Below are 19,370 nucleotides of genomic sequence, written 5' to 3'. Positions count from 1 at the left end.
CGACCGGGTGGAGCGGATGGAACCGACGAATACGGATGGGGCCCCTGGGCGGCGGGATCCCCTGGGTGCCCGCGACGCGGCCGCCGACGGCGGCTTCCCGGGCGGCGGGCTCGCGGGACCGGGTGGCGGGCTCGCGGGCGGTGGCGGCGGGGTCTCCGGTGGCGGTGGCGGGCTCCCTGGTGGCGGGCTCGCGGCCGACAGCCCCGCGGACGAGGAGCGGCGGCGCGGGGTGCGCCGCATGAAGGCCTTCGCGACCGGGCTGCTCCTCGCCGTGGCCCTGGTGTTCGCGGCGGCCACCTGGGCTGACAACGCCGGCGCCGGGGGCTGGGCGGGCTATGTGGCGGCCGCCGCCGAGGCCGGGATGGTCGGCGCGCTGGCGGACTGGTTCGCCGTGACCGCCCTGTTCCGGCGGCCGATGGGCCTGCCCATTCCGCACACCGCGATCATCCCGACGAAGAAGGACCAGTTCGGCGGCGCCCTCGGCGAGTTCGTCGGCGAGAACTTCCTGTCCGGTGAGGTGATCCGGCGGCGGCTGCGCGCGGTCGGCATCGGCGCCCGGCTGGGCGGCTGGCTCGCCGAGCCCGCGCACGCGGACCGGGTCACGGCGGAACTCGCGACCGCGCTGCGCGGCGCGCTGACCGTGCTGCGCGACTCCGACGTCCAGGCCGTGGTCGGCGAGGCCGTCACCCGCCGCGCGGACGCGCAGGAGGTGGCGCCGGGCCTGGGCACCATGCTGGACAAGATCGTCGCGGACGGCGGCCACCACCGGGTCGTGGACCTGGTGTGCGTACGGGCCCATGACTGGCTGGTACTGCACAGCGACTCGGTGATGGACGCCGTGACGGGCGGCGCCCCGGGGTGGACGCCGCGGTTCGTGGACCGCAAGGTCGGCGAGCGCGTCTACAAGGAGCTGCTGCGCTTCGTCACCGAGATACGGGACATGCCCGACCATCCGGCACGCGGTGCGGTCGACCGCTTCCTCGCCGACTTCGCCGACGATCTGCGCACCGACCCCGACACCCGGGCCCGGGTGGAGCGGCTCAAGTCGGAACTACTGGGCCGCGGCGAGGTGCAGGACCTGATCGCCTCGGCCTGGGGCGCCGTACGGAGCATGATCGTGGCGGCCGCGGAGGACGAGCGCAGCGAGCTCAGGCTGCGGGTCCGCGCCTCGATCCTGTCGCTGGGCGCCCGGATGTCGACGGACGAGCGGCTGCGGGCCAAGGTCGACGGCTGGCTGGAGGACGCGGCGGTCTATGTGGTCACCACCTACCGCGACGAGATCACCTCGCTGATCACCGAGACGGTCGAGGGCTGGGACGCGGAGCACACCTCGCGGAAGATCGAGGCCCACATCGGGCGGGACCTGCAGTTCATCCGGGTCAACGGCACGGTCGTCGGCGCGCTGGCGGGTCTGTGCATCTACGCGGTGGCGCACGGGCTGGGGGCGTGAGCCACGGTACGGGCCGGGGCCGCCGGGGCGGGGCGGGGCGTACGGAGAAGCCCAGGTCATCGACCTGGGCTTCGGGTACCTCGCGGGTACGTCAGCGCCTGCGAGGTGGGCTTCCTTCGCCGGCATTGTCCGGATCAGGTAGTGGAGGTCGCCATCCGGTCTTCCGACCTTTCGGTCTTCCGGCCTTTTGGCCTCTCAGCCTGATCATTCGATGACGGTCGTCACCGAGGTACGAGACCTCACAACGCCATCTCCTGGTCAAGCTCCCTCGCTCGCCCCACAGGCTTACTAAAAGAGTAACTCCGATTGCTTTGTCTGCCTAGTCCAAATTGTCAAGGAAATTTCGCGACGGCGGCCCGGCAAGTGACGGTCCAGTATGTGAACGAGGTCTTGTGGAGTGGACCTCATTCTTGGAGGATCGAACAACTTGACGTCTGGGAGCCGTCCCCCTGGACCGTTGTCCACGACCACGGGAGTTGGGTCAGATGAAGCTGCTGCGTGTCGGACCGGCGGGGGCGGAGCGCCCGGCGCTGCTGGACTCGTCGGGGAGCCTGCGCGATCTTTCGGGGCTGGTCCAGGACATCGACGGCGCACTCCTCGCCGACGAGGCCGCGCTCGCCCGGATCCGGGCCGCGGCCGAGGCCGGTGACCTGCCGGAACAGGACCCGACAGGGCTGCGGATCGGCCCGCCGGTGGCCCGTATCGGCAAGATCGTGTGCATCGGGCTGAACTACCACGACCACGCGGCCGAGACCGGTTCCGCGATCCCGCGGGAGCCGATCCTGTTCATGAAGGCCCCGGACACGGTCGTCGGCCCGAACGACACGGTGCTGGTGCCGCGCGGCAGCGAGCGGACCGACTGGGAGGTGGAGCTGGCGGTCGTCATCGGCTCCACGGCGCGCTATCTGGCCTCGGACGAGGCGGCGCTCGCGGCGGTGGCCGGATACGCGGTCGCGCACGACGTGTCGGAGCGGGCGTTCCAGCTCGAGCGCGGCGGGCAGTGGGACAAGGGCAAGAACTGCGAGACGTTCAACCCGCTCGGCCCGTGGCTGGTGACGGCGGACGAGGTCCCGGACCCGCAGGCGCTGGGGCTGCGGCTGTGGGTGAACGGCGAGCTCCGGCAGGACGGTACGACGGCCGATCAGATCTTCCCGGTGGCCCAGGTGGTGCGGTACGTCAGCCAGTTCATGACGCTGTACCCGGGGGACGTGATCAACACGGGCACCCCGGCGGGGGTGGCGATGGGCCACCCGGACCCCAAGCCGTATCTGCGGGCCGGCGACGTGGTGGAACTGGAGGTCGACGGCCTGGGCCGCCAGCGCCAGGAGCTGAAGCCGGCGTAGTAGCGCCCTTCGCCCATGCCTGGCCCCTTCCCTGCGGTGTCTGACTCTGCGGCTCCGTGGCGTGGGGGCTCCGCCCCAGACCCCGTGGCCAGGGGCGGAGCCCCCTGCACGCGACACCGCGCCGAGACGCGGCTCCGCCGCTTGGGGTCCGCCCCGGGGTCCAGGGGCGGAGCCCCCTGGTTACGGGAAGGGGCGGGGAAGGGGAGAGACCCACGGGACACCCCGTGGCGGGCCGGGCCCGGCCTGGTGCGCGCAGTGGGGACGGTTCCGCCGTGCCGGGGGCTCGGCGGGGCGGTCTCGTCGAGGGCGGGGCGCCGGGCCGTACGCGGGGAGGGGCGTGGAGGCCCGGCTGCTGGAGGGGCGCAGCCGGACCTCCGTCCCGCGGGGGCCGGGCGGGCCGGGGAACCGGGGCCGGGCCCTGGCCGGGCGGCCGTGGTCAGGGGACGGGACCGGCCTCGGGCGGCCGGGGTCGAGCCAGGCCCGACGCCATGGGCCCCGGCCTCGGGCGGCCGGAGCCGGGCCGGGCCCGGGTCAGGGGGCGAGGTGGATCGTGCGGCCCGTCGTGGCGGAGGCGCGGGCCGCCTCCAGGACCCGCAGCGCGGCGGCGGCCTCCGCGGCCGTAACCGGCGGTTCGCCGCCCTCGCGCAGCGCGGCGGCGACGGCTGCGTAGTACGCCGGGTAGTCCCCGGGCAGCGTCGCCACCGGCTCGCCCGCGTCCCCGGAGCCCACGCGGCCCCACGCGGACTCCGGCTCCACGCCCCACGGGCGGTCGCCGCCGGGCCGCGCGCCCGCCCGGAGCGCCGCCTCCTGCGGGTCGAGGCCGTACTTCACGTACGCCGCCTCGCTGCCCAGCACCCGGAAGCGCGGCCCGAGCTGCGCGGCGGTGGCGCTCATCCACAGGTGGCTGCGGACGCCGCCGGCGTGTGTGAGCGCGATGAACGTGTCGTCGTCGGCCGCGGCGCCCCGTCGGCGCACGTCGACCTCGGCGTAGACGGAAGCCGCCGGGCCGAACAGGGTGAGCGCCTGGTCGACGAGGTGGCTGCCGAGGTCGTAGAGGAGCCCGCCGACCTCGGCCGGGTCGCCGGACTCCCGCCAGCCGCCCTTGAGTACGGGCCGCCAGCGCTCGAACCGCGACTCGAACCGGTGGACGTCGCCCAGGGCGCCGTCGGCGAGGAGCCGCCGGACGGTACGGAAGTCGTTGTCCCAGCGGCGGTTCTGGAAGGCGCTCAGCAGCAGCCCGCGGTCGTCGGCGAGCGCGGCCAGCCCTTCCGCCTCGGCCGCCGTCGCGGCCAGCGGTTTGTCCACGACGACCGGCAGCCCCGCCTCCAGGGCGGTACGGGCGAGGGGGACGTGGGTGCGGTTGGGGGAGGCGATGACGACCAGGTCGAGGTCCTCGGCCCGATCCCACAACGCGTCGGACGACGCCGCGCACCGCACGTCCGGGTGCTCGTCGAGGGCCTGTCGCTGCCGCTCGGGGTCGCCGGTCACCACGGTGTCGAGGACGAGACCGTCGGTGGCCGCGATCAGCGGGGCGTGGAAGACGGAGCCCGCGAGACCGTAGCCGATGAGCCCGACGCGGAGGGGCGTGCCGGGGCGGAGGGGGGTGCCAGGGATGCCATCCATGGACTCCACTTTGGCAACAGCGTTGCTTAAGCGCAAGCGGCGGGGACAATGGAGGCGTGCGGCAACTTCACGGCGGTGACAGCGGCGACCTCGGCGCCAATCTGACGGTTCTGCGCGGCCACAACGCCGCGCTCGTCCTCGGCCTGCTCCGCGACGCGGGCGAGGAGGGGGCGAGCAGACTGGAGCTCGCCGAGCACACCGGCCTCACCCCGCAGGCCGTCAGCAAGATCACGGCGCGGCTGCGGGCGGACGGCCTGGTCGCCGAGGCCGGCCACCGCCCCTCCACCGGCGGCAAGCCGCGCACGGTCCTGCGGCTGGTGCGCGGGGCGCGCGGCGCCGTGGGCCTCCATCTCGACCGCGACCGGCTGACGGCGGTACGGACCGACCTCACCGGCGAGCCGCTGGTCGTCCGCGAGACCCCGCTCGACCTGGGCGCCGGCGCGGAGGCGGTCCTGGACACGGCGGTGGCGGAGGTCGCGGCGCTGCTGGCGGGGGGTGTGGGGAACGCAGGGGACGCCAGGGAGGCGGGGGAAGCAGGGGACACGGGGGGCACCCGGGAAGTAAGAGGCGCGGGGGGTGGTACGCCCGGCGCCGTGCTCGGGGTCGGGGTCGCCGCTCCCGGCCCGCTCGACCACGTCTCCGGCGTCCTGCGCCGCGTCACCGGCTTCCCCGGCTGGGACGGCTACCCGTTGCGCGACGCGCTCGCCGAACGGCTCGGCCTCCCTGTCGTCCTCGACAAGGACACCAACGCCGCCGCGCTCGGCCTCGCCCTGCGCGCGGCCGACGTACCCGGCGCCGCCGAGTCGTTCGCGTATCTGCATCTCGGGACGGGCCTCGGCGCCGGGCTGGTGCTGGGCGGTGCGGTGTACCGGGGCGCGCGCACCGACGCGGGGGAGTTCGGCCACCAGGTGATCCAGCTGGACGGGCCGCGCTGCGGCTGCGGCAACCGGGGCTGTATCGAGGCGCTCTGCCTGGCGGCGGCCGCGGGCGGCGACACCGCGCGGGCGGCGCGGCTGCTCGGCGTCGGCGCCGCCAACCTCGTACGGCTGCTCGACATCGACCGCGTCCTGCTGGGCGGCCGGACCGTACTGGCCGACCCCGGACCATATCTGCACGGGGTTCGCGAGGCCCTGCACGAGGAGGCGGCGCGGCGCGGCGGCGCGGCGGTACCGGTGGCGGTGGCCGGTCGGGGCGGGCGCGCGGTCGCGGAGGGCGCGGCGCAGCTGGTGCTGGCGCCGCTGTTCGCCCGCCGGATGCCCGCCGGACAGGCCGGGGCGGGGAAGACCGCGTAGACCGCGAGGGAGGGAACCGGCCGGGCCCTGAGGCCTGGAACCGGGCGACTCCGGGCCTGGAACCGGGCGGGTCCCCGCTCAGAAACCAGCCGGTCCCCGCCCCGGAATCGGGGCTGGCCCCCGGAAACCGGGGCCAGCCCCCCGGAAACTGGGCTGATCGAGGGGGATCCTGACCGCCAGTCGGAGGGCATCGACGGACGACGCCAGGGCTTCCCCGTCCGGGCGGGGAAGAACGCAGTCAGCCCGGAAAGCACGGCAGCAAAGGTTCGTCATGCGTCTGCCCAGCGCCCCCGCCGTCTGTGCCGCCGCGGCCGCGGCCGCGCTCGCGTCTCTCCCGTCGTCACCGTTCGCCCCGTCCCCGGCGGCGGCCCACGCACAAGCCGCCACCCACGCCCCCGTCCCCGCCGCCCCCGTACCCGCCGTCGCCACGGCCTCAGTCCCAGCCCCGGTCCCAGCCCCTGGGCCCACCCCCGCGCCTCCGCCGGCGTCCCCCGACCGCGGCTCGGCTGCCGCCCCGTGTGCGGGGACCGCGACGGTACGGAGTTCCCGCTGCGCGCGGAGCTGCGGGACGGACCGGCCGAGTTCCCGCGCGGCGGCTACTGGCGCGCCTGGCACCTGGAGCTGCGCAACACCACCCGCGCCGCGTGCCGCGCCATCCATCCCGTCGTCGTGCTGGCCGACGAGCACCGTGCGCTGCGTCCTGAGCACATCAGCTTCGAGTTCTACGACGTCGAGGCGAGCCGATGGCGCGCCGTACGGTTCGAGAGCACCGACGAGGACGAGAACGTGGGGGTCTTCGAGGGCGACGGCTTCCCGGGCTTCGCCGTACCGCCGGGGCGGACGGTCACCGTGACGCTGCGGTCCCGGTTCACCCGGACCGCCCCGATCGGCGAGGTCACCGCCAACGTCACCACGGTGCAGCGCCGCGGCGACGACGGGGACTGGGTGGGCCAGTCCCGCGACTACACCTTCGGCGTCACCGAGGGCCCGGGAACGGAACAGAGGAAGGAGCGGGGCGAGGAGAGCGAGAGCGCGGACGCGGACGCCGGCACCGGAGCCGCCAAGGACAAGGTGCCCGAGGCCCCCACCGACCCGCGACCGCCCGCCGCCACCCCCGGCGGCGACCCGCTCGCCGGCAGCCCACCCGCCCTCGCCGACACCGGCCGCCCGGACCGCAGGGGTCGAGACGCCCTGCTGCCGCTGGCGGCGCTCAGCGCGGCCTGCCTCCTGGCCGGAACCGCCCTGGTCACAGCCGCCCGCCGCCTCCGCCGTTGACGTTCATCGGGCGCGGGCGTGGTCGACGGCGGCCGCGGCCAGCCCGGTGATCAGCGGGTGGGCCCGAGTGCCGTCGCCGTCCAGCTCCGGCTGGAAGAGGGTGGCCAGGAAGAAGGGGTGGGCGGGGAGTTCGGCGATGCGGATGTCGCCGGACTCGTCGGTACCGGTGAAGGCCAGGCCATGGTCGCGCAGGACGTCGAGGTGGTGGGGATTGGGGCCGTAGGCGCAGTGGTAGCGCGCCTGCGTACGGTCGGCGCCGAGCAGGTGGGCGGCGCGGGAGCCGGGGGCGACCTTGACGGTGCCTTCGTGGCCGACCAGGGAGCAGGCCAGCGGAACGACCACGGCGTCCTCACCGGCGGTTTCCGGGTCGTTCTCGGCGTGGCCGGCGCGCGTCATGCCGCAGACGTTGCGGGCGTACTCCAGCAGCGCGTGCTGGAAGCCGCCGCAGGTGCCCAGGAAGGGGATGCCGCCTTCGCGGGCCGCGCGGATCGCCGCCAGGACGCCGGCCTCGCTGCGGTAGGGGCTGCCGGGCAGGACCCAGACCGCGTCGAAGCCGTCCATGCCCTGGTCGGCGTCCTCGGTGGGGATCCAGTAGGCATCCAGATCCAGCCCGTCGCGCACGCGCAGCGCGTCGAGCAGGCCGGGGACGCGGGCATGGGATCGGACGGCGTCCGAGCGGTCCCCGACCAGGGCGATGCGTGCGGTGTGGGTCGTGGTGTGGTTCGCGGTGCGGTTCATGGCGACGATCCTGCGGCCCTGCCCCGCATCAGGTCCAACGATGATCACTGCATCGCGCATAAGCGATGCTGATGCGCATGGATCCGCATCTGCTCCGTACCTTCGTCGCCGTCCTCGACCACCGCTCGTTCTCCGCCGCCGCCTCGGCCCTCGGCTACACCCAGTCCGCTGTCTCCCAGCACATCGCCGCCCTGGAGGCCGACCTGGGCACCCGGCTGGTCGAGCGCCGCCCCGTGGCTCCCACACCGGCAGGGGAACGGCTGATGGAGCACGCCCCTGCCCTGCTGCTGCGCCTGGATGTCGCCCGCGCCGACATCGCCCGCCTGCACCGCGCCCACTCCACGCGCCTGACCCTGGCGTGTTCGCCCGCCGCTCTCGGCCCCGGCGTCGCGCGGGCCCTGGCCCAACTGCACGCCCTCGCCCGCCCGTTGGACCTTGAGGTACGCACGCTCGGCCGGGACGCGGTGATCGAGGATGTGCTCACCGGGCGCGCGGACCTCGGCCTCGTCGACGGCGTGGCCGCCCCCAGCGACCCGCTGCCGCTGCCCGACCTGGGGCCCACGACCACCCTCGCCGCAGCCGAGGAGACCCTGGCCGTGCTCTTCCCCCGCGACCATCCCCTGGCACTGCGCGGCTCCGTGCGCCTGACCGACCTGGTGCAAGCCCAGTGGATCGATGCCCCCGACACCGCCATCCCCCTCGACCGGCTGCGCGCCGTGTGCCGCGCTGACGGCTTCCGGCCTCGGATCCGCCACCGCGGAACCGACCTGCACGGCCTCGCCGCACTCGCCGCCGCCGGCCACGGCCTTGCCGCCCTCCCCCTGCCGCTGGCCGCCACCCTCGGCGGGGCGGCCGTTCCGGTGGCGGAGGCCCGCCTGGTGCACCGCACCGAGCTCGTCCACCCGGCCAACCCCACCGGGCCGGCCCGGCAGTTGGCCGACCTCATCACCGATGCGGCGCTCCCGCCCGGCCATTCCGGGGAATGGCGGCTCGCGCCCCTGGGCCTCCGCGAGGACGACCCGGAACTCGGACGGGTCGCCGAGCTCGCGCGGAATGGAAAGAAGGTCCAGGCCATCAAGGTCTACCGCGAGGTCACGGGCGCCGGCCTCAAGGAGGCCAAGGACGCGGTCGACCGCATGGCGTAGCAGGCGCGACCCACAGATAGATCCGCTTCCCGCATTTCTCGCCTCGCGGTACATCGTGCCCACAGGGCGCATCCCATTCCTTCACGGCACATTCCCGTGGGGTTGTTCGCGGGGCCACGGGCCCCTCCGCCGAGGTGCGAGGATCGCCCCGTGGACTATCCGAACGACCAGAAGCCCGGCGCGCCCGTGCGCGCCGGGATCCCCGAGCACGGCCGTATCCCCAAGTACTACGCGGCCAAGGCCGAGATCGCCGCGCTCCTCGACGAGCTGGGCGAGGGGGAGCCGCTGCCCACCGAGCGGGATCTCGCGCTGCGGTTCGAGGTGTCGCGGGAGACCCTGCGGCAGGCGCTGCGCGAGCTGCTGCTGGAGGGGCGGCTGCGGCGGCACGGCCGGGGGACGGTGGTCGCGGGGCCCAAGCTGGAGCAGCCGCTCTCGCTGGCCAGCTACACCGAGGGCGTCCGGCGGCAGGGGCGGCGGCCCGGCCGCACCCTCATCGGGCTCGACCGCTTCCCGTGCCCGCCCGCCATCGCCGCCGAGATCGGGGCCGAGGCCGGGGAGCCGGTCTGGCACATGGAGCGGGTGCTGCTCGCCGACGACGAGCGGATGGGCCTGGAGAGCACGTACGTACGCGTGGCGCGGGTGCCCCGCCTGGACACCGAGTTCGACCCCGACTCGTCCTTCTACGCCTACCTCGGCGACAGGCTCGGCCTGTTCTTCGGCGACGCGGACGAGCGGCTGGAGACGGTGCTCGCGACGCCGCGCGAGGCGCTGCTCATCGGGACTCCGCCCGCGCTGCCGATGCTGCTCATCCACCGGGCCTCGCGGGACAGCGAGGGGCGTCCGCTGGAGCGGGTGCGCTCGCTCTATCGCGGCGACCGGTTCAGCTTCTCGGCGCACCTGAGCCGGGCCGCGACGTGAGATGACGTGCGGTCCTGGGCCCATCAGCCCTGGAGACCGTCAGCCCTGTGCCATGCGGCTGAGGGATTCCCAGGCCCGGTACTGCTCGTCACGGGCCCGGCTCATCTCCTGGACGAGATCGAACGATCGGCCACCGACGATCAGGCGCCGCGGCGGGTCCGGCAGTTCGGCCAGCTTCATGATGACGGGCGCCGCCGTGGCCGGCTCCGGGCCGGCGTCGTCGCCCCACATCTCCGCCAACCGGGCGCGGAGCGCCTCGTAGGCGGGGTCGGGCGCGGTCGCCGTGGTGCCGGCCGTGAACAGCTCCGTCGCGTAGCCGCCCATCTGCACGATGGTGACCTTGATCCCGAACTGCTCGACCTCCATCGCCAGCGCCTCGCTGACCGAGTCGAGGGCCGCCTTGCCCGCCCCGTAGAACCCGACGGAGGCCATGCCGCCGCCGGTGCCCATCGACGTGACCTGGAGGATGCGGCCCGAGCCCTGTGCGCGCAGGTGGGGGACCACGGCCTGGGCCACCCACACCGCGCCGAAGAAGTTGACGTCGAGGTGGTCGCGGATCTGTTCCTCCGTGGCCTCCTCCACCATGCCGTACAGCAGACCGCCGGCGTTGTTGACCACGACGTCGAGCCGGTCGACGGCCGCCACCGCCCGTTCCACCGCGTCGAACACGGCTCGGCGGTCGGAGACGTCCAGGGCGAGCCGTACGAGGTGGTCCGGGTACTTCTCGGCCAGCTCGGCGAGCGGTTCGACGTTGCGGGCGGCTGCCACGACGCGGTCTCCGGCGGCGAGGGCGGCCTCGGTGAAGGCGCGCCCCAAGCCGCGGGAGGCACCGGTGATGAACCAATTCCTGGCATTACTCCTGGCGTTCGTCAGGGAAACCCACTCCTTCGTCTTCGCCGCCGGCTAACGCGACGGACCGTTCCGTCTCGTCGTAGACGTTAGTAGATCTTCGGCTCCCGCGCCAGAAGTTTCCCTCTGTGTCACGAATGAATAACGGGTCTAGGCCAAACTTGCTCGGCTGTTCACGATGGCGTTGCCACGCGGTCCCGCGCGGTCCACCGAACGCAAGGAGCGTTGCCGCCGTGAGAGTGATAGTCGTCGGAGCCGGCGTGCTGGGGTCCATGCACGCCTGGCACGCCATCGAACGCGGCCACGAGGTCGTCCACATCGAGCGCGAGGCCGAGGCGCGCGGGGCGAGCCTGCGCAACTTCGGCCTGGTCTGGGTCAGCGGGCGCGCGGACGGCCCGGAGCTCGCCGCCGCGCTGCGCGCCCGCGAGTTGTGGGAGGGGATCGGGGCGCGCGTGCCGGAGCTCGGCTTCCGGCCGAACGGCTCGCTCACCGTCGTACGGAACGCACACGAACTGGCCGTCGCCGAGGCCGCCGCCGCCCGCCCCGACGCGGCCGTCCGCGGCTACCGGCTGCTGACCGCGGCCGAGGCGCGCCGTCTCAACCCGGCCCTGCGCGGCGAGTTCACCGCTGCCCTGTGGTGCGAACGCGACGCCGCCGTCGAGCCCCGTACCGCCCAACTCGCGCTGAAGCGGGCGCTGCTGGCATCCGGCCGCTACACCTTCCTCGGCGGCCGCGAGGTGCGCGAGGTCGTCGGCGAGCACGCCGTCCGGGACGACCACGGAGACGTCCATACGGGGGACGCCGTCATCCTGTGCACGGGCGCGTGGCTCGGCGGACTCGTCAAGGAGCTCGTCCCCGAACTGCCGGTGCGCCGCGTCCGTCTGCAGATGATGCAGACCGACCCGCTCGGCGAGCCGCTCACCACCTCCGTCGCCGACGCGGACAGCTTCCGCTACTACCCGGCGTACGCGGGCGGGGCGCTGGACGCCCTCGCCACGGGGCAGCCGCAGGCCCCCACCGCCGCCGCGCACCGGATGCAGCTGCTGATGGTCCAGCGCCGGGACGGCGGGCTGACCATCGGCGACACGCACGAGTACGACCAGCCCTTCGGCTTCGACGTCGTCGAGGACCCCTACGACCACCTCGCCGAGGTCGTCGAGGCCGTCCTCGGCCGGCCGATGCCGAGGATCCGCCGCCGATGGGCCGGCGTGTACGCGCAGTGCGTCGACACGGCGGAGGTCGTGCACCGGCAGCGGGTACGCGACGGCGTCTGGCTGGTCACCGGGCCGGGCGGACGCGGCATGACGTGCGCTCCGGCGATCGCCGAGACGACTGCTGACGAACTGGGCTGGTGAGGGCGATGACTGATACCGACGGGACGATGAGCGTGTCGGCGAACGTGTCGACGGACGCGCGGGTGAACGGGCCGATGGGCGCGCCGGTGAACGGGCCGACGAACGCGCAGGCGGCCACGCCGACCGGCGCCATCCGGCTCGTGGTGCTCGACATGGCGGGCACGACCGTCGCCGACGACGGCCTGGTGGAACGGGCCTTCGGCGCCGCCGCGGAACGGCTCGGCGTGACGCCCGGCTCCCCGGAGCACGCCGCCCAACTGGAGTACGTCCGCGCCACCATGGGGGAGTCCAAGATCTCCGTCTTCCGGCACGTGTTCGGCGACGAGGAGCGGGCGCGGCGCGCCAACGCCGCGTTCGAGGAGGCCTACGGGGAGTTGGTGGCCGCCGGGCACTGCGCCCCGGTGCCCGGCGCCCGCGAGGCCATCGAACGGCTCCGGGCCGACGGCCGCACCGTCGCCCTGACCACGGGCTTCGCCCGCACCACCCAGGACGCGATCCTCGCCGCCCTCGGCTGGGACCGCGGCCTGGTCGACCTGACCCTCTGCCCGGCCGACGCGGGCGGCCGCGGCCGCCCGTACCCGGACATGGTGCTGGCCGCGCTGCTGCGCACGAAGGCGGCCGACGACGTGCGCGGGATCGCCGTCGCGGGCGACACCTCCTACGACATGCTGTCGGGCCGCCGCGCGGGGGCCGGGCTCGTCGCGGGCGTACTGACCGGCGCCCACGACGAACCCGCGCTGCGCGCGGCGGGCGCCACGCATGTGCTGCCGTCGGTGGTGGCACTGCCCGACGCGATCGCCCGGTGGGAGCGCGCGACGGCGGCGGTGACCGGGCCCATGGCGGACGTCGGCGTGGAGGATGGGTGGGCCGCGGCGGCGACGGTGACGGCTTCGGCGGAGGGCGCCGGGACACCGGAGGCCCGGCCGTGACCGCCCCCGAGCCTGGTCGCGAGACCGCCCCCGTGGCCGGTCGGGAGCCCGGCGAGCCCGGCTGCGTGGCTGGTCAGGAGACCAGTCGGGAGTCCGCCCTTGACCTCTCCTCGGCCGACGCGCCCGCCCCCACCACCGGCCGGGGCGCCGATCGGCAGGAGGGCCCTGGCGCGACGGCAGAGTCCCCGGCCGGTGCGCCGCGCCGCAGCGGCGGGGGCATGGGCCCGGTGCGGGCCCGGGGCGCCGGGAAGGTCGCCGGGCCGGGCGGCGGGGGGCAGGCGCCTGCCCCTGATGGGATGACGGACTCACCCGGCCCGGCCCCCGCGGCGCCGCCCCGCCGTGGCAGGGGCTCCGGTCCGGTCGTCGGCCGGAAAGGCGTCGTCTGCGGGCCCGGCACCCGTCCGGTCGGCGGCATCCGCTTCGATCAGGTCTCCGTCGCCTACGACGGCACCGTCGTCCTCGACGCCCTCGACCTCACCGTCGAACCCGGCGAGGTCATGGCCCTCCTCGGGCCCTCCGGCTCCGGCAAGACCACCGCCCTGCGCGCGGTGGCCGGATTCGTACGGCCCGCATCCGGGCGGGTGCTGATCGGGGGAGAGGACGTCACCGACCTGCCCCCGTACCGGCGCGGCATCGGCATGGTCGTCCAGAGTTACGCCCTCTTCCCCCACCTGCGCGTCGAGCAGAACGTCGCGTTCGGGCTCAGGGCGCGGAAGGCGCCCCGGCGCGAGATCCCCGGGCGGGTCGCCGAGGCGCTGGAGATGACCGGCATGGCGGCCTACGCCAGGCGCTACCCGCGCGAGCTGTCGGGTGGTCAGCAGCAGCGCGTCGCCATCGCCCGCGCGCTGGCCATCCGGCCGCGCGTCCTGCTGCTGGACGAGCCGCTGTCGGCGCTGGACGCGCAGTTGCGCTCCGGCATGCTCACCGAGCTGGCCCGACTCCACCGCGAACTTCCCGACGTATCCGTCCTGTACGTCACCCACGACCAGGTCGAGGCCCTCACGCTCGCCGACCGGATCGCCGTGATGGACAAGGCCCGCCTCCAGGACGTCGGCACCCCGCAGGAGCTGTACCGCGCCCCGCGCACCGAGTTCACCGCGTCCTTCGTCGGCAACGCGAACCTGCTGCGGGTGCTCCGGAGGGGCGGCCCCGACGGAGGCGGCGGCACCGTGCCCGTAGAGCTGGCCGGAAGCATCCTCCACGTCCGCGCCGGCGGCCCGGGGACGGCGACCGGCTCCCCGGCGACCCTGTGCGTCCGCCCCCACCTGGTCTCCCTCGGCGAGGGCGGCGCCGGGCACAACACCCTGCGGGGCGTGGTCACCGGGCTCCAATGGCGCGGCTCCTCGCACCGGGTGACGGCCGAGGTCGACGGGCAGGAGGTCACCGCGGAGGTCCGGGAGCTGCGCAATCCGCCCGCCCTCGGCGAGAAGGTGGCGCTCCACTTCGCCCCCGGCGACGCCCACCTGCTCCCGGCGGGCGGCCCCGGCGCCGCCGACGCGCACCGAGGCGGTGCGACCGATGCCTGAGTCGATGACCGAGCCGATGACCGACCCGTCCCGCGAACGCGCCTCCCGCACCGTATCGGCGCCCGAAGGGATACCCGCCTACCTCTGGGCCCTGCCCCCCATCGCCCTCCTCGCCCTCGTCTTCCTCTATCCCCTCGCCCTCGTCGTCCAGCAGTCCGTCCAGCCCGACGAGGGCGGCACGTCCCTCGCCCCCTACACCGAGGTCTTCGCCTCCGAGGCGTTCCGTGAGGCGCTGGTGACGACGGTGTGGATCGCGCTCGGCGCGACCGCCGGATGCCTGGTCCTCGGGTTCGTTCTGGCACTGATCATCGCCTTCGTGCCCTTCCCCGGCGGCAAGGCGGTCGCCAGGTTCATCGACGTCTTCCTCTCCTTCCCGTCCTTCCTGATCACCTTGGCGCTGCTGTTCATCTACGGCACGGTCGGCATGGCGAACGGGGTCTGGACGGACGCCACCGGTGCCGCCGAAGGACCGTTCCAGTTCCTGACCACCCCCTGGGGCGTCCTGCTCGCGGAGATCACCTACTTCACGCCGTTCGTGATGCGCCCGCTGCTCGCCGCTTTCTCGCAGCTCGACACCGCGCAACTGGAGGCCGCCTCCTCGCTCGGGGCGCGGCCGGGGCGGATCGTCCGCCAGGTGATCCTGCCGGAGGCGCTGCCCGCGCTCGCGGCGGGCGGCAGCCTCGTCCTGGTCATGTGCCTGAACGAGTTCGGCATCGTGCTGTTCACCGGCGCCAAAGGTGTCACCACCCTGCCGATGCTCGTCTACAGCGAGGCGATCCTGGAGTCCGACTACCCCGCGGCCTGTGTCGTCGCCGTCGTCAACATCGCGATCTCCGTCGGCTTCTACGGCCTGTACAGGGTGGTGAGCCGCCGTGCTGGTGCATAGCCGCAAGGGCCGCTGGGCCGCCTGGACCGTGTTCTTCCTGCTCTTCCTCCCGCTCTTCGCCATGCCGCTGCTGGTCGTCGTCGCCGCGTCCTTCGCGACCAACTGGAGCGGCGCGTTCCCCTCCGGCCCGACCACCCGCCACTACGACGCCGCGCTGCGCGGCGACTCCCTCCAGGCGCTCACCACCAGCCTGGTCACCGCCCTCACCGCCAGCGTCCTGGCGCTCGCGGCCGGCACCTGGGCGGCGCTGTCCGCCGCCGCGCTGCGCACGCGCGGGCGCCGGTTCCACCGGATCCTGGACGCGCTGTTCATGCTGCCGGTGGCCGTGCCCTCGGTCGTCGTGGGCCTGGCCGTACTCGTGGCGTTCAGCAAGCCGCCGATGCTGCTCAACGGCACCCGCTGGATCGTGATCCTCGCGCACGCCGTGCTCGTGACCGCCTTCGCCTACCAGTCCGTGTCGGCCGCCGTCGCCCGTCTCGACCCGGTCTACGAGCAGGCCGCGGCGAGCCTGGGCGCCCGGCCCGGCTACGTCCTGTGGCGGGTCAGGCTGCCGCTGCTGCTGCCCTCGCTGAGCGCCGCCACCGGACTGTGCTTCGCCCTGTCCATGGGCGAGCTGAGCGCCACGATGATGCTCTACCCCCCGGACTGGGTACCGCTGCCCGTCCAGATCTTCGCGGCCACCGACCGCGGCTCGCTGTTCACCGGCTCCGCCGTCGCGGTCGTGCTGATGGCGACGACCCTGCTGGTCCTGCTCGCCGTCTCCCGCATCCGCACCAAAGCCTCGTACCGATAGGTCCCCGTATCGCCGAGCCCGTATCGCCGAGCCCCGCATCACCAAGCCCCCGTCTCGCCAAGGAGAAGTACGACGTCATGCGCACCCACCTCAAGCCGCTCGCCGCCGCCTGCGGCGCGCTCCTCCTCGCCACGGCCCTCACCGCCTGCGGCTCAGGCTCCGCCGCCGACGACGAGAACGCCGTCACCGTCTACAGCGCCGACGGCCTCAAGGGCGAGAACGGCGACGGCTGGTACGACCGGATCTTCAAGGACTTCGAGAAGAAGACCGGCATCAAGGTGAACTACGTGGAGGGTGGCTCCGGCGAGATGGTGCAGCGCGCCCTCCGCGAGAAGTCCAACACCCAGGCCGACGTGCTGGTGACCCTCCCGCCGTTCATCCAGCAGGCCGACGGCAAGGGGCTGCTCCAGTCCTACGCGCCCGCGGGCATCGAGCACGTCGCCGCCGCCGACAAGGACGAGAACGGCAGATGGACGGCCGTGGTCAAGAACTTCTTCGGCTTCGTCTACAACAAGAAGGAATTGAAGGAGGCCCCGCGCACCTGGGAGGAACTGCTGGCCGGCAAGTTCAGGAACAAGGTCCAGTACAGCACCCCGGGGGTGGCCGGTGACGGCACCGCCGTCGTCATCAAGGCGATCCACGACTTCGGCGGCGAGAAGCCCGCCATGGACTACCTGAAGAAGCTCCAGGCCAACAACGTCGGCCCGTCCTCCTCCACCAGCAAGCTCGCGCCGAAGACGGACAAGGGCGAGATCCTGGTCGCCAACGGCGATGTTCAAATGAACTTCGCCCAGTCCACGTCCATGCCGAACCTCGGCATCTGGTTCCCCGCCCGGGGCGCCCACGGCACGCCCACCACCTTCTCCCTCCCGTACGCCGCCGGACTGGTCAAGAACGCCCCGCACACCGCCAACGCCAGGAAGCTGCTGGACTTCATGCTCAGCGAGGGCCCGCAGCGCCAGGTCAGCGCGATCGGCGGCGGCTTCACGGCCCGTACCGACATCCGGGCGACGGACGAGAACGCCACCGAGCTCGCCAGGATCATGAAGGGCGTCGAGATCTTCCGGCCGGACTGGAAGGACATCGACGAGAACCTCGACGACTACATCGACGCATGGAAGTCCGCGACCGGCAGCTGACGGCTCACGGTGCCGCGTGATTAGGGTGGGGCATCGGACCGGCACCGCGCGGTGCCGCCGATGTCCCCAGCACAGGCGTCACGCGGCAGGAGTGCGGCAGATGGCAGAGCGCAAGCCGATCGAGTCATGGCTCACGGACATGGATGGCGTGCTGATCCACGAGGGCGTGCCGGTGCCCGGCGCGGACGCCTTCATCAAGAAGCTGCGCGAGTACGGCAGGCCCTTCCTCGTACTCACCAATAATTCGATCTATACGCCGCGTGACCTCCAGGCCCGGCTCGCCCGCATGGGTCTCGACGTGCCCGTGGAGAACATCTGGACCTCGGCGCTCGCCACCGCCCAGTTCCTGGACGACCAGCGGCCCGGTGGCACCGCGTACGTCATCGGGGAGGCGGGCCTCACCACCGCCCTGCACGACATCGGGTACGTGTTGACCGACGCCGAGCCGGACTACGTGGTGCTCGGTGAGACCCGTACGTACAGCTTCGAAGCCCTCACCAAGGCGATCCGGCTGATCAACGACGGGGCCCGGTTCATCGCCACCAACCCCGACGAGACCGGCCCCTCGCCGCAGGGCCCGCTGCCCGCCACCGGGTCGGTCGCCGCGCTGATCACCCGGGCCACCGGGCGCGACCCGTACTTCGTCGGCAAGCCGAACCCGTTGATGATGCGCGCCGGGCTCAACGCGATCGGCGCCCACTCCGAGACCAGCGCGATGATCGGTGACCGGATGGACACCGACGTGCTGGCCGGGCTTGAGGCAGGCATGCGGACGTTCCTGGTGCTGACCGGGCTGACCACGCCCGACGAGGTCGAACGCCACCCGTTCCGGCCGTCCCGGGTGGTCGACTCCATCGCGGATCTGGTCGACCTGGTCTGACCCCTCACCCACGTGGCGCAGCCACTGGCCGCAGCGGATGCGGACAGTGGCCGTCGGAGTGAGCCTTCTGGTATCGGAGGTTCACTATGCGTTTCGTTCGCGTCACACTCTGTGTCGCGGCCGCCGTGGTCGCGGCCTGCGCCCTGAGCGCTCCCGCGTCGTCCGCGGCGGCCGACGGCGGCGGTGCCACCGCCGAGCGCGCGCGGGCGGACGCCTTCGGGCCCGCGGAGGCGTACGGACTGGTGCTGGCGGGCGGTACCGCGCTGGGGGTCGGGACGCTCGCGGTACTCCGCCGCCGGGCGGCCCGCGCGGCCCGCGCGTCCCGGTCGCAGCGGCCGCCCGCGGACTGACCGTGATGTCCGGCGACGGCGACGGCGACGGTGGCAGCGACGGCGGCGGTGGCCGCGAGCGCGACCGCGAGCGCGACCGCGAGCGCGACCATGACCGCGTACGGGCCGGTGGCACCCGGCTGCTCACGGGTGTGGCGTGGGTGGTGCTCCTGCTGGGGGTGTGGCTGTGGGGCCGGGGGGCGCCCGGCGGTTCGGAGGCGATGACGGGGGATGCGGCGGCCGCCGGGCGGCCGCCCGCGCCGGGGCTGCCCGCCGCCCGTGGTCCGCTGACCGCCGCCCGCCCGCAGCAGGTGGTCATCGAGTCGGTGGGGGTCCGGGCCCCGGTGGTCGGGCGTGGTTCCCGCGCCGGCATGGGGGGCGCGGCCGGTCCGCCGTCGTACGGCCGGCCGGGGGATGGCGGCCGGTACCGGCCCGGGGAGGTCACCTGGTACCGGGCCGGGCCGCAGCCGGGGGCGAAGGGGGTGGCGGTGCTGGTGGGGCAGGCCGAGGACCCGTCCCGCCCGGCTGTGCCGCGCCCGCTGCCGGCCGCCTTCCGCCGGCTCGCCGACGTGAGGCCCGGTCAGAAGGTGCGGGTGGGGCGGGCGGACGGCTCGGAGGCGGAGTTCACCGTCGAGCAGGTCGAGGTCGTCGGTGCCGCGCGCTTCGAGGCCGATCGGGTCTACGGGCCGCGGACGGCGGGCCGCGCCGAGCTCCGGCTCCTCACCTGCGGCGGCCGGTTCGACCGCACCCGCGGGACGTGCACGGCCGACGTCGTGGTCTCGGCCTATCTGACGGGCGTGCGCAAGGGCGCCGCCTCGGCTTCGGGCGGCGCCGCCGACCGCGGCGGAGGGGGGTAGCCGGGGAACTTACCGGAGCCGCCGGAGGGAGGTGGCCGGGGAA

General features: G+C 74.0%; 18 protein-coding genes and 1 riboswitch. Of the genes, 15 read left to right on the top strand and 3 right to left on the bottom strand.

The features are described 5' to 3' along the window. Positions 1-16 precede the first annotated feature (16 nt). Both Q3Y56_RS12155 and Q3Y56_RS12150 read left to right on the top strand, forming a co-directional pair. A complete protein-coding gene (locus tag Q3Y56_RS12155) occupies positions 17-1,450 on the top strand; it encodes a DUF445 domain-containing protein (protein ID WP_304461960.1) in 1,434 nt (477 codons plus the stop codon). A gap of 94 nt (positions 1,451-1,544) precedes the next feature. Beyond that, positions 1,545-1,730: riboswitch (TPP riboswitch) on the bottom strand. Positions 1,731-1,935: 205 nt separating this feature from the next. Continuing rightward, the gene (locus tag Q3Y56_RS12150; protein WP_304461959.1) at positions 1,936-2,793 is read left to right on the top strand and encodes a fumarylacetoacetate hydrolase family protein; all 858 of its coding nucleotides are present in this window, start codon (positions 1,936-1,938) and stop codon (positions 2,791-2,793) included. A 531-nt stretch (positions 2,794-3,324) separates the two neighbouring features. Here the strand turns inward: Q3Y56_RS12150 and Q3Y56_RS12145 are convergent. Next, a complete protein-coding gene (locus tag Q3Y56_RS12145; RefSeq protein ID WP_304461958.1) occupies positions 3,325-4,416 on the bottom strand; it encodes a Gfo/Idh/MocA family oxidoreductase in 1,092 nt (363 codons plus the stop codon). Between the two features lie 56 nt (positions 4,417-4,472). On the opposite strand from Q3Y56_RS12145, the gene Q3Y56_RS12140 reads away from it, so the two are divergent. After that, positions 4,473-5,708: an ROK family protein gene (locus tag Q3Y56_RS12140; protein WP_304461957.1), complete on the top strand. Its 1,236-nt coding sequence runs from the start codon at positions 4,473-4,475 to the stop codon at positions 5,706-5,708. Positions 5,709-6,224: 516 nt separating this feature from the next. Continuing rightward, a complete protein-coding gene (locus Q3Y56_RS12135) occupies positions 6,225-6,983 on the top strand; it encodes a hypothetical protein (protein ID WP_304461956.1) in 759 nt (252 codons plus the stop codon). A 3-nt stretch (positions 6,984-6,986) separates the two neighbouring features. On the opposite strand, the gene Q3Y56_RS12130 is transcribed toward Q3Y56_RS12135, so the two are convergent. Beyond that, positions 6,987-7,721, bottom strand: a complete 735-nt coding sequence (locus tag Q3Y56_RS12130) for a hypothetical protein (RefSeq protein WP_304461955.1) — start codon at positions 7,719-7,721, stop codon at positions 6,987-6,989. 77 nt (positions 7,722-7,798) lie between these two features. Here Q3Y56_RS12130 and Q3Y56_RS12125 point away from each other — a divergent pair, with 77 nt between their 5' ends. Together Q3Y56_RS12125 and Q3Y56_RS12115 are read left to right on the top strand one after the other, a co-directional pair. Continuing rightward, positions 7,799-8,866 carry a ribosomal protein L7/L12 gene (locus Q3Y56_RS12125; RefSeq protein ID WP_369696737.1) on the top strand — a complete coding sequence of 356 codons (1,068 nt, stop codon included), beginning with the start codon at positions 7,799-7,801 and terminating at the stop codon, positions 8,864-8,866. Positions 8,867-9,016: 150 nt separating this feature from the next. Continuing rightward, entirely contained in the window at positions 9,017-9,784 is a 768-nt protein-coding gene (locus tag Q3Y56_RS12115; RefSeq protein ID WP_304461954.1) for a GntR family transcriptional regulator, read from the top strand. 39 nt (positions 9,785-9,823) lie between these two features. On the opposite strand, the gene Q3Y56_RS12110 is transcribed toward Q3Y56_RS12115, so the two are convergent. Beyond that, a complete protein-coding gene (locus Q3Y56_RS12110) occupies positions 9,824-10,657 on the bottom strand; it encodes an SDR family NAD(P)-dependent oxidoreductase (RefSeq protein ID WP_304465567.1) in 834 nt (277 codons plus the stop codon). A 209-nt stretch (positions 10,658-10,866) separates the two neighbouring features. Between Q3Y56_RS12110 and Q3Y56_RS12105 the strand changes: the two genes are divergently transcribed. The 9 genes from Q3Y56_RS12105 (at position 10,867) to Q3Y56_RS12065 (ending at position 19,327) form a co-directional block, all read left to right on the top strand. Continuing rightward, positions 10,867-11,988 carry a TIGR03364 family FAD-dependent oxidoreductase gene (locus Q3Y56_RS12105; RefSeq protein ID WP_304461953.1) on the top strand — a complete coding sequence of 374 codons (1,122 nt, stop codon included), beginning with the start codon at positions 10,867-10,869 and terminating at the stop codon, positions 11,986-11,988. A 74-nt stretch (positions 11,989-12,062) separates the two neighbouring features. Next, on the top strand, positions 12,063-12,917 hold the full coding sequence (locus Q3Y56_RS12100) for a phosphonatase-like hydrolase (protein ID WP_304465566.1): 855 nt from the start codon (positions 12,063-12,065) through the stop codon (positions 12,915-12,917). A 413-nt stretch (positions 12,918-13,330) separates the two neighbouring features. After that, positions 13,331-14,443: an ABC transporter ATP-binding protein gene (locus tag Q3Y56_RS12095; RefSeq protein WP_304465565.1), complete on the top strand. Its 1,113-nt coding sequence runs from the start codon at positions 13,331-13,333 to the stop codon at positions 14,441-14,443. 16 nt (positions 14,444-14,459) lie between these two features. After that, a complete protein-coding gene (locus Q3Y56_RS12090) occupies positions 14,460-15,329 on the top strand; it encodes a 2-aminoethylphosphonate ABC transporter permease subunit (RefSeq protein WP_304465564.1) in 870 nt (289 codons plus the stop codon). Next, positions 15,316-16,122: an ABC transporter permease gene (locus Q3Y56_RS12085; RefSeq protein WP_304461952.1), complete on the top strand. Its 807-nt coding sequence runs from the start codon at positions 15,316-15,318 to the stop codon at positions 16,120-16,122. The genes Q3Y56_RS12090 and Q3Y56_RS12085 overlap by 14 nt, the downstream gene beginning before the upstream one ends. 77 nt (positions 16,123-16,199) lie before the next feature. Next, complete coding sequence (locus tag Q3Y56_RS12080) at positions 16,200-17,261, top strand: 2-aminoethylphosphonate ABC transporter substrate-binding protein (protein ID WP_304461951.1); 1,062 nt, start codon at positions 16,200-16,202, stop codon at positions 17,259-17,261. A 100-nt stretch (positions 17,262-17,361) separates the two neighbouring features. Continuing rightward, complete coding sequence (locus Q3Y56_RS12075) at positions 17,362-18,141, top strand: HAD-IIA family hydrolase (protein ID WP_304461950.1); 780 nt, start codon at positions 17,362-17,364, stop codon at positions 18,139-18,141. Between the two features lie 86 nt (positions 18,142-18,227). Next, complete coding sequence (locus Q3Y56_RS12070; protein WP_304461949.1) at positions 18,228-18,491, top strand: hypothetical protein; 264 nt, start codon at positions 18,228-18,230, stop codon at positions 18,489-18,491. Between the two features lie 5 nt (positions 18,492-18,496). Next, a complete protein-coding gene (locus Q3Y56_RS12065; RefSeq protein ID WP_304461948.1) occupies positions 18,497-19,327 on the top strand; it encodes a sortase domain-bontaining protein in 831 nt (276 codons plus the stop codon). The last annotated feature ends 43 nt before the right edge of the window (positions 19,328-19,370 follow it).

Source organism: Streptomyces sp. XD-27 (genome assembly GCF_030553055.1).
GTDB lineage: Bacteria > Actinomycetota > Actinomycetes > Streptomycetales > Streptomycetaceae > Streptomyces.
The sequence above is the reverse complement of the archived record's forward strand: the minus strand, read 5'-3'. Positions and strand labels throughout refer to the sequence as shown.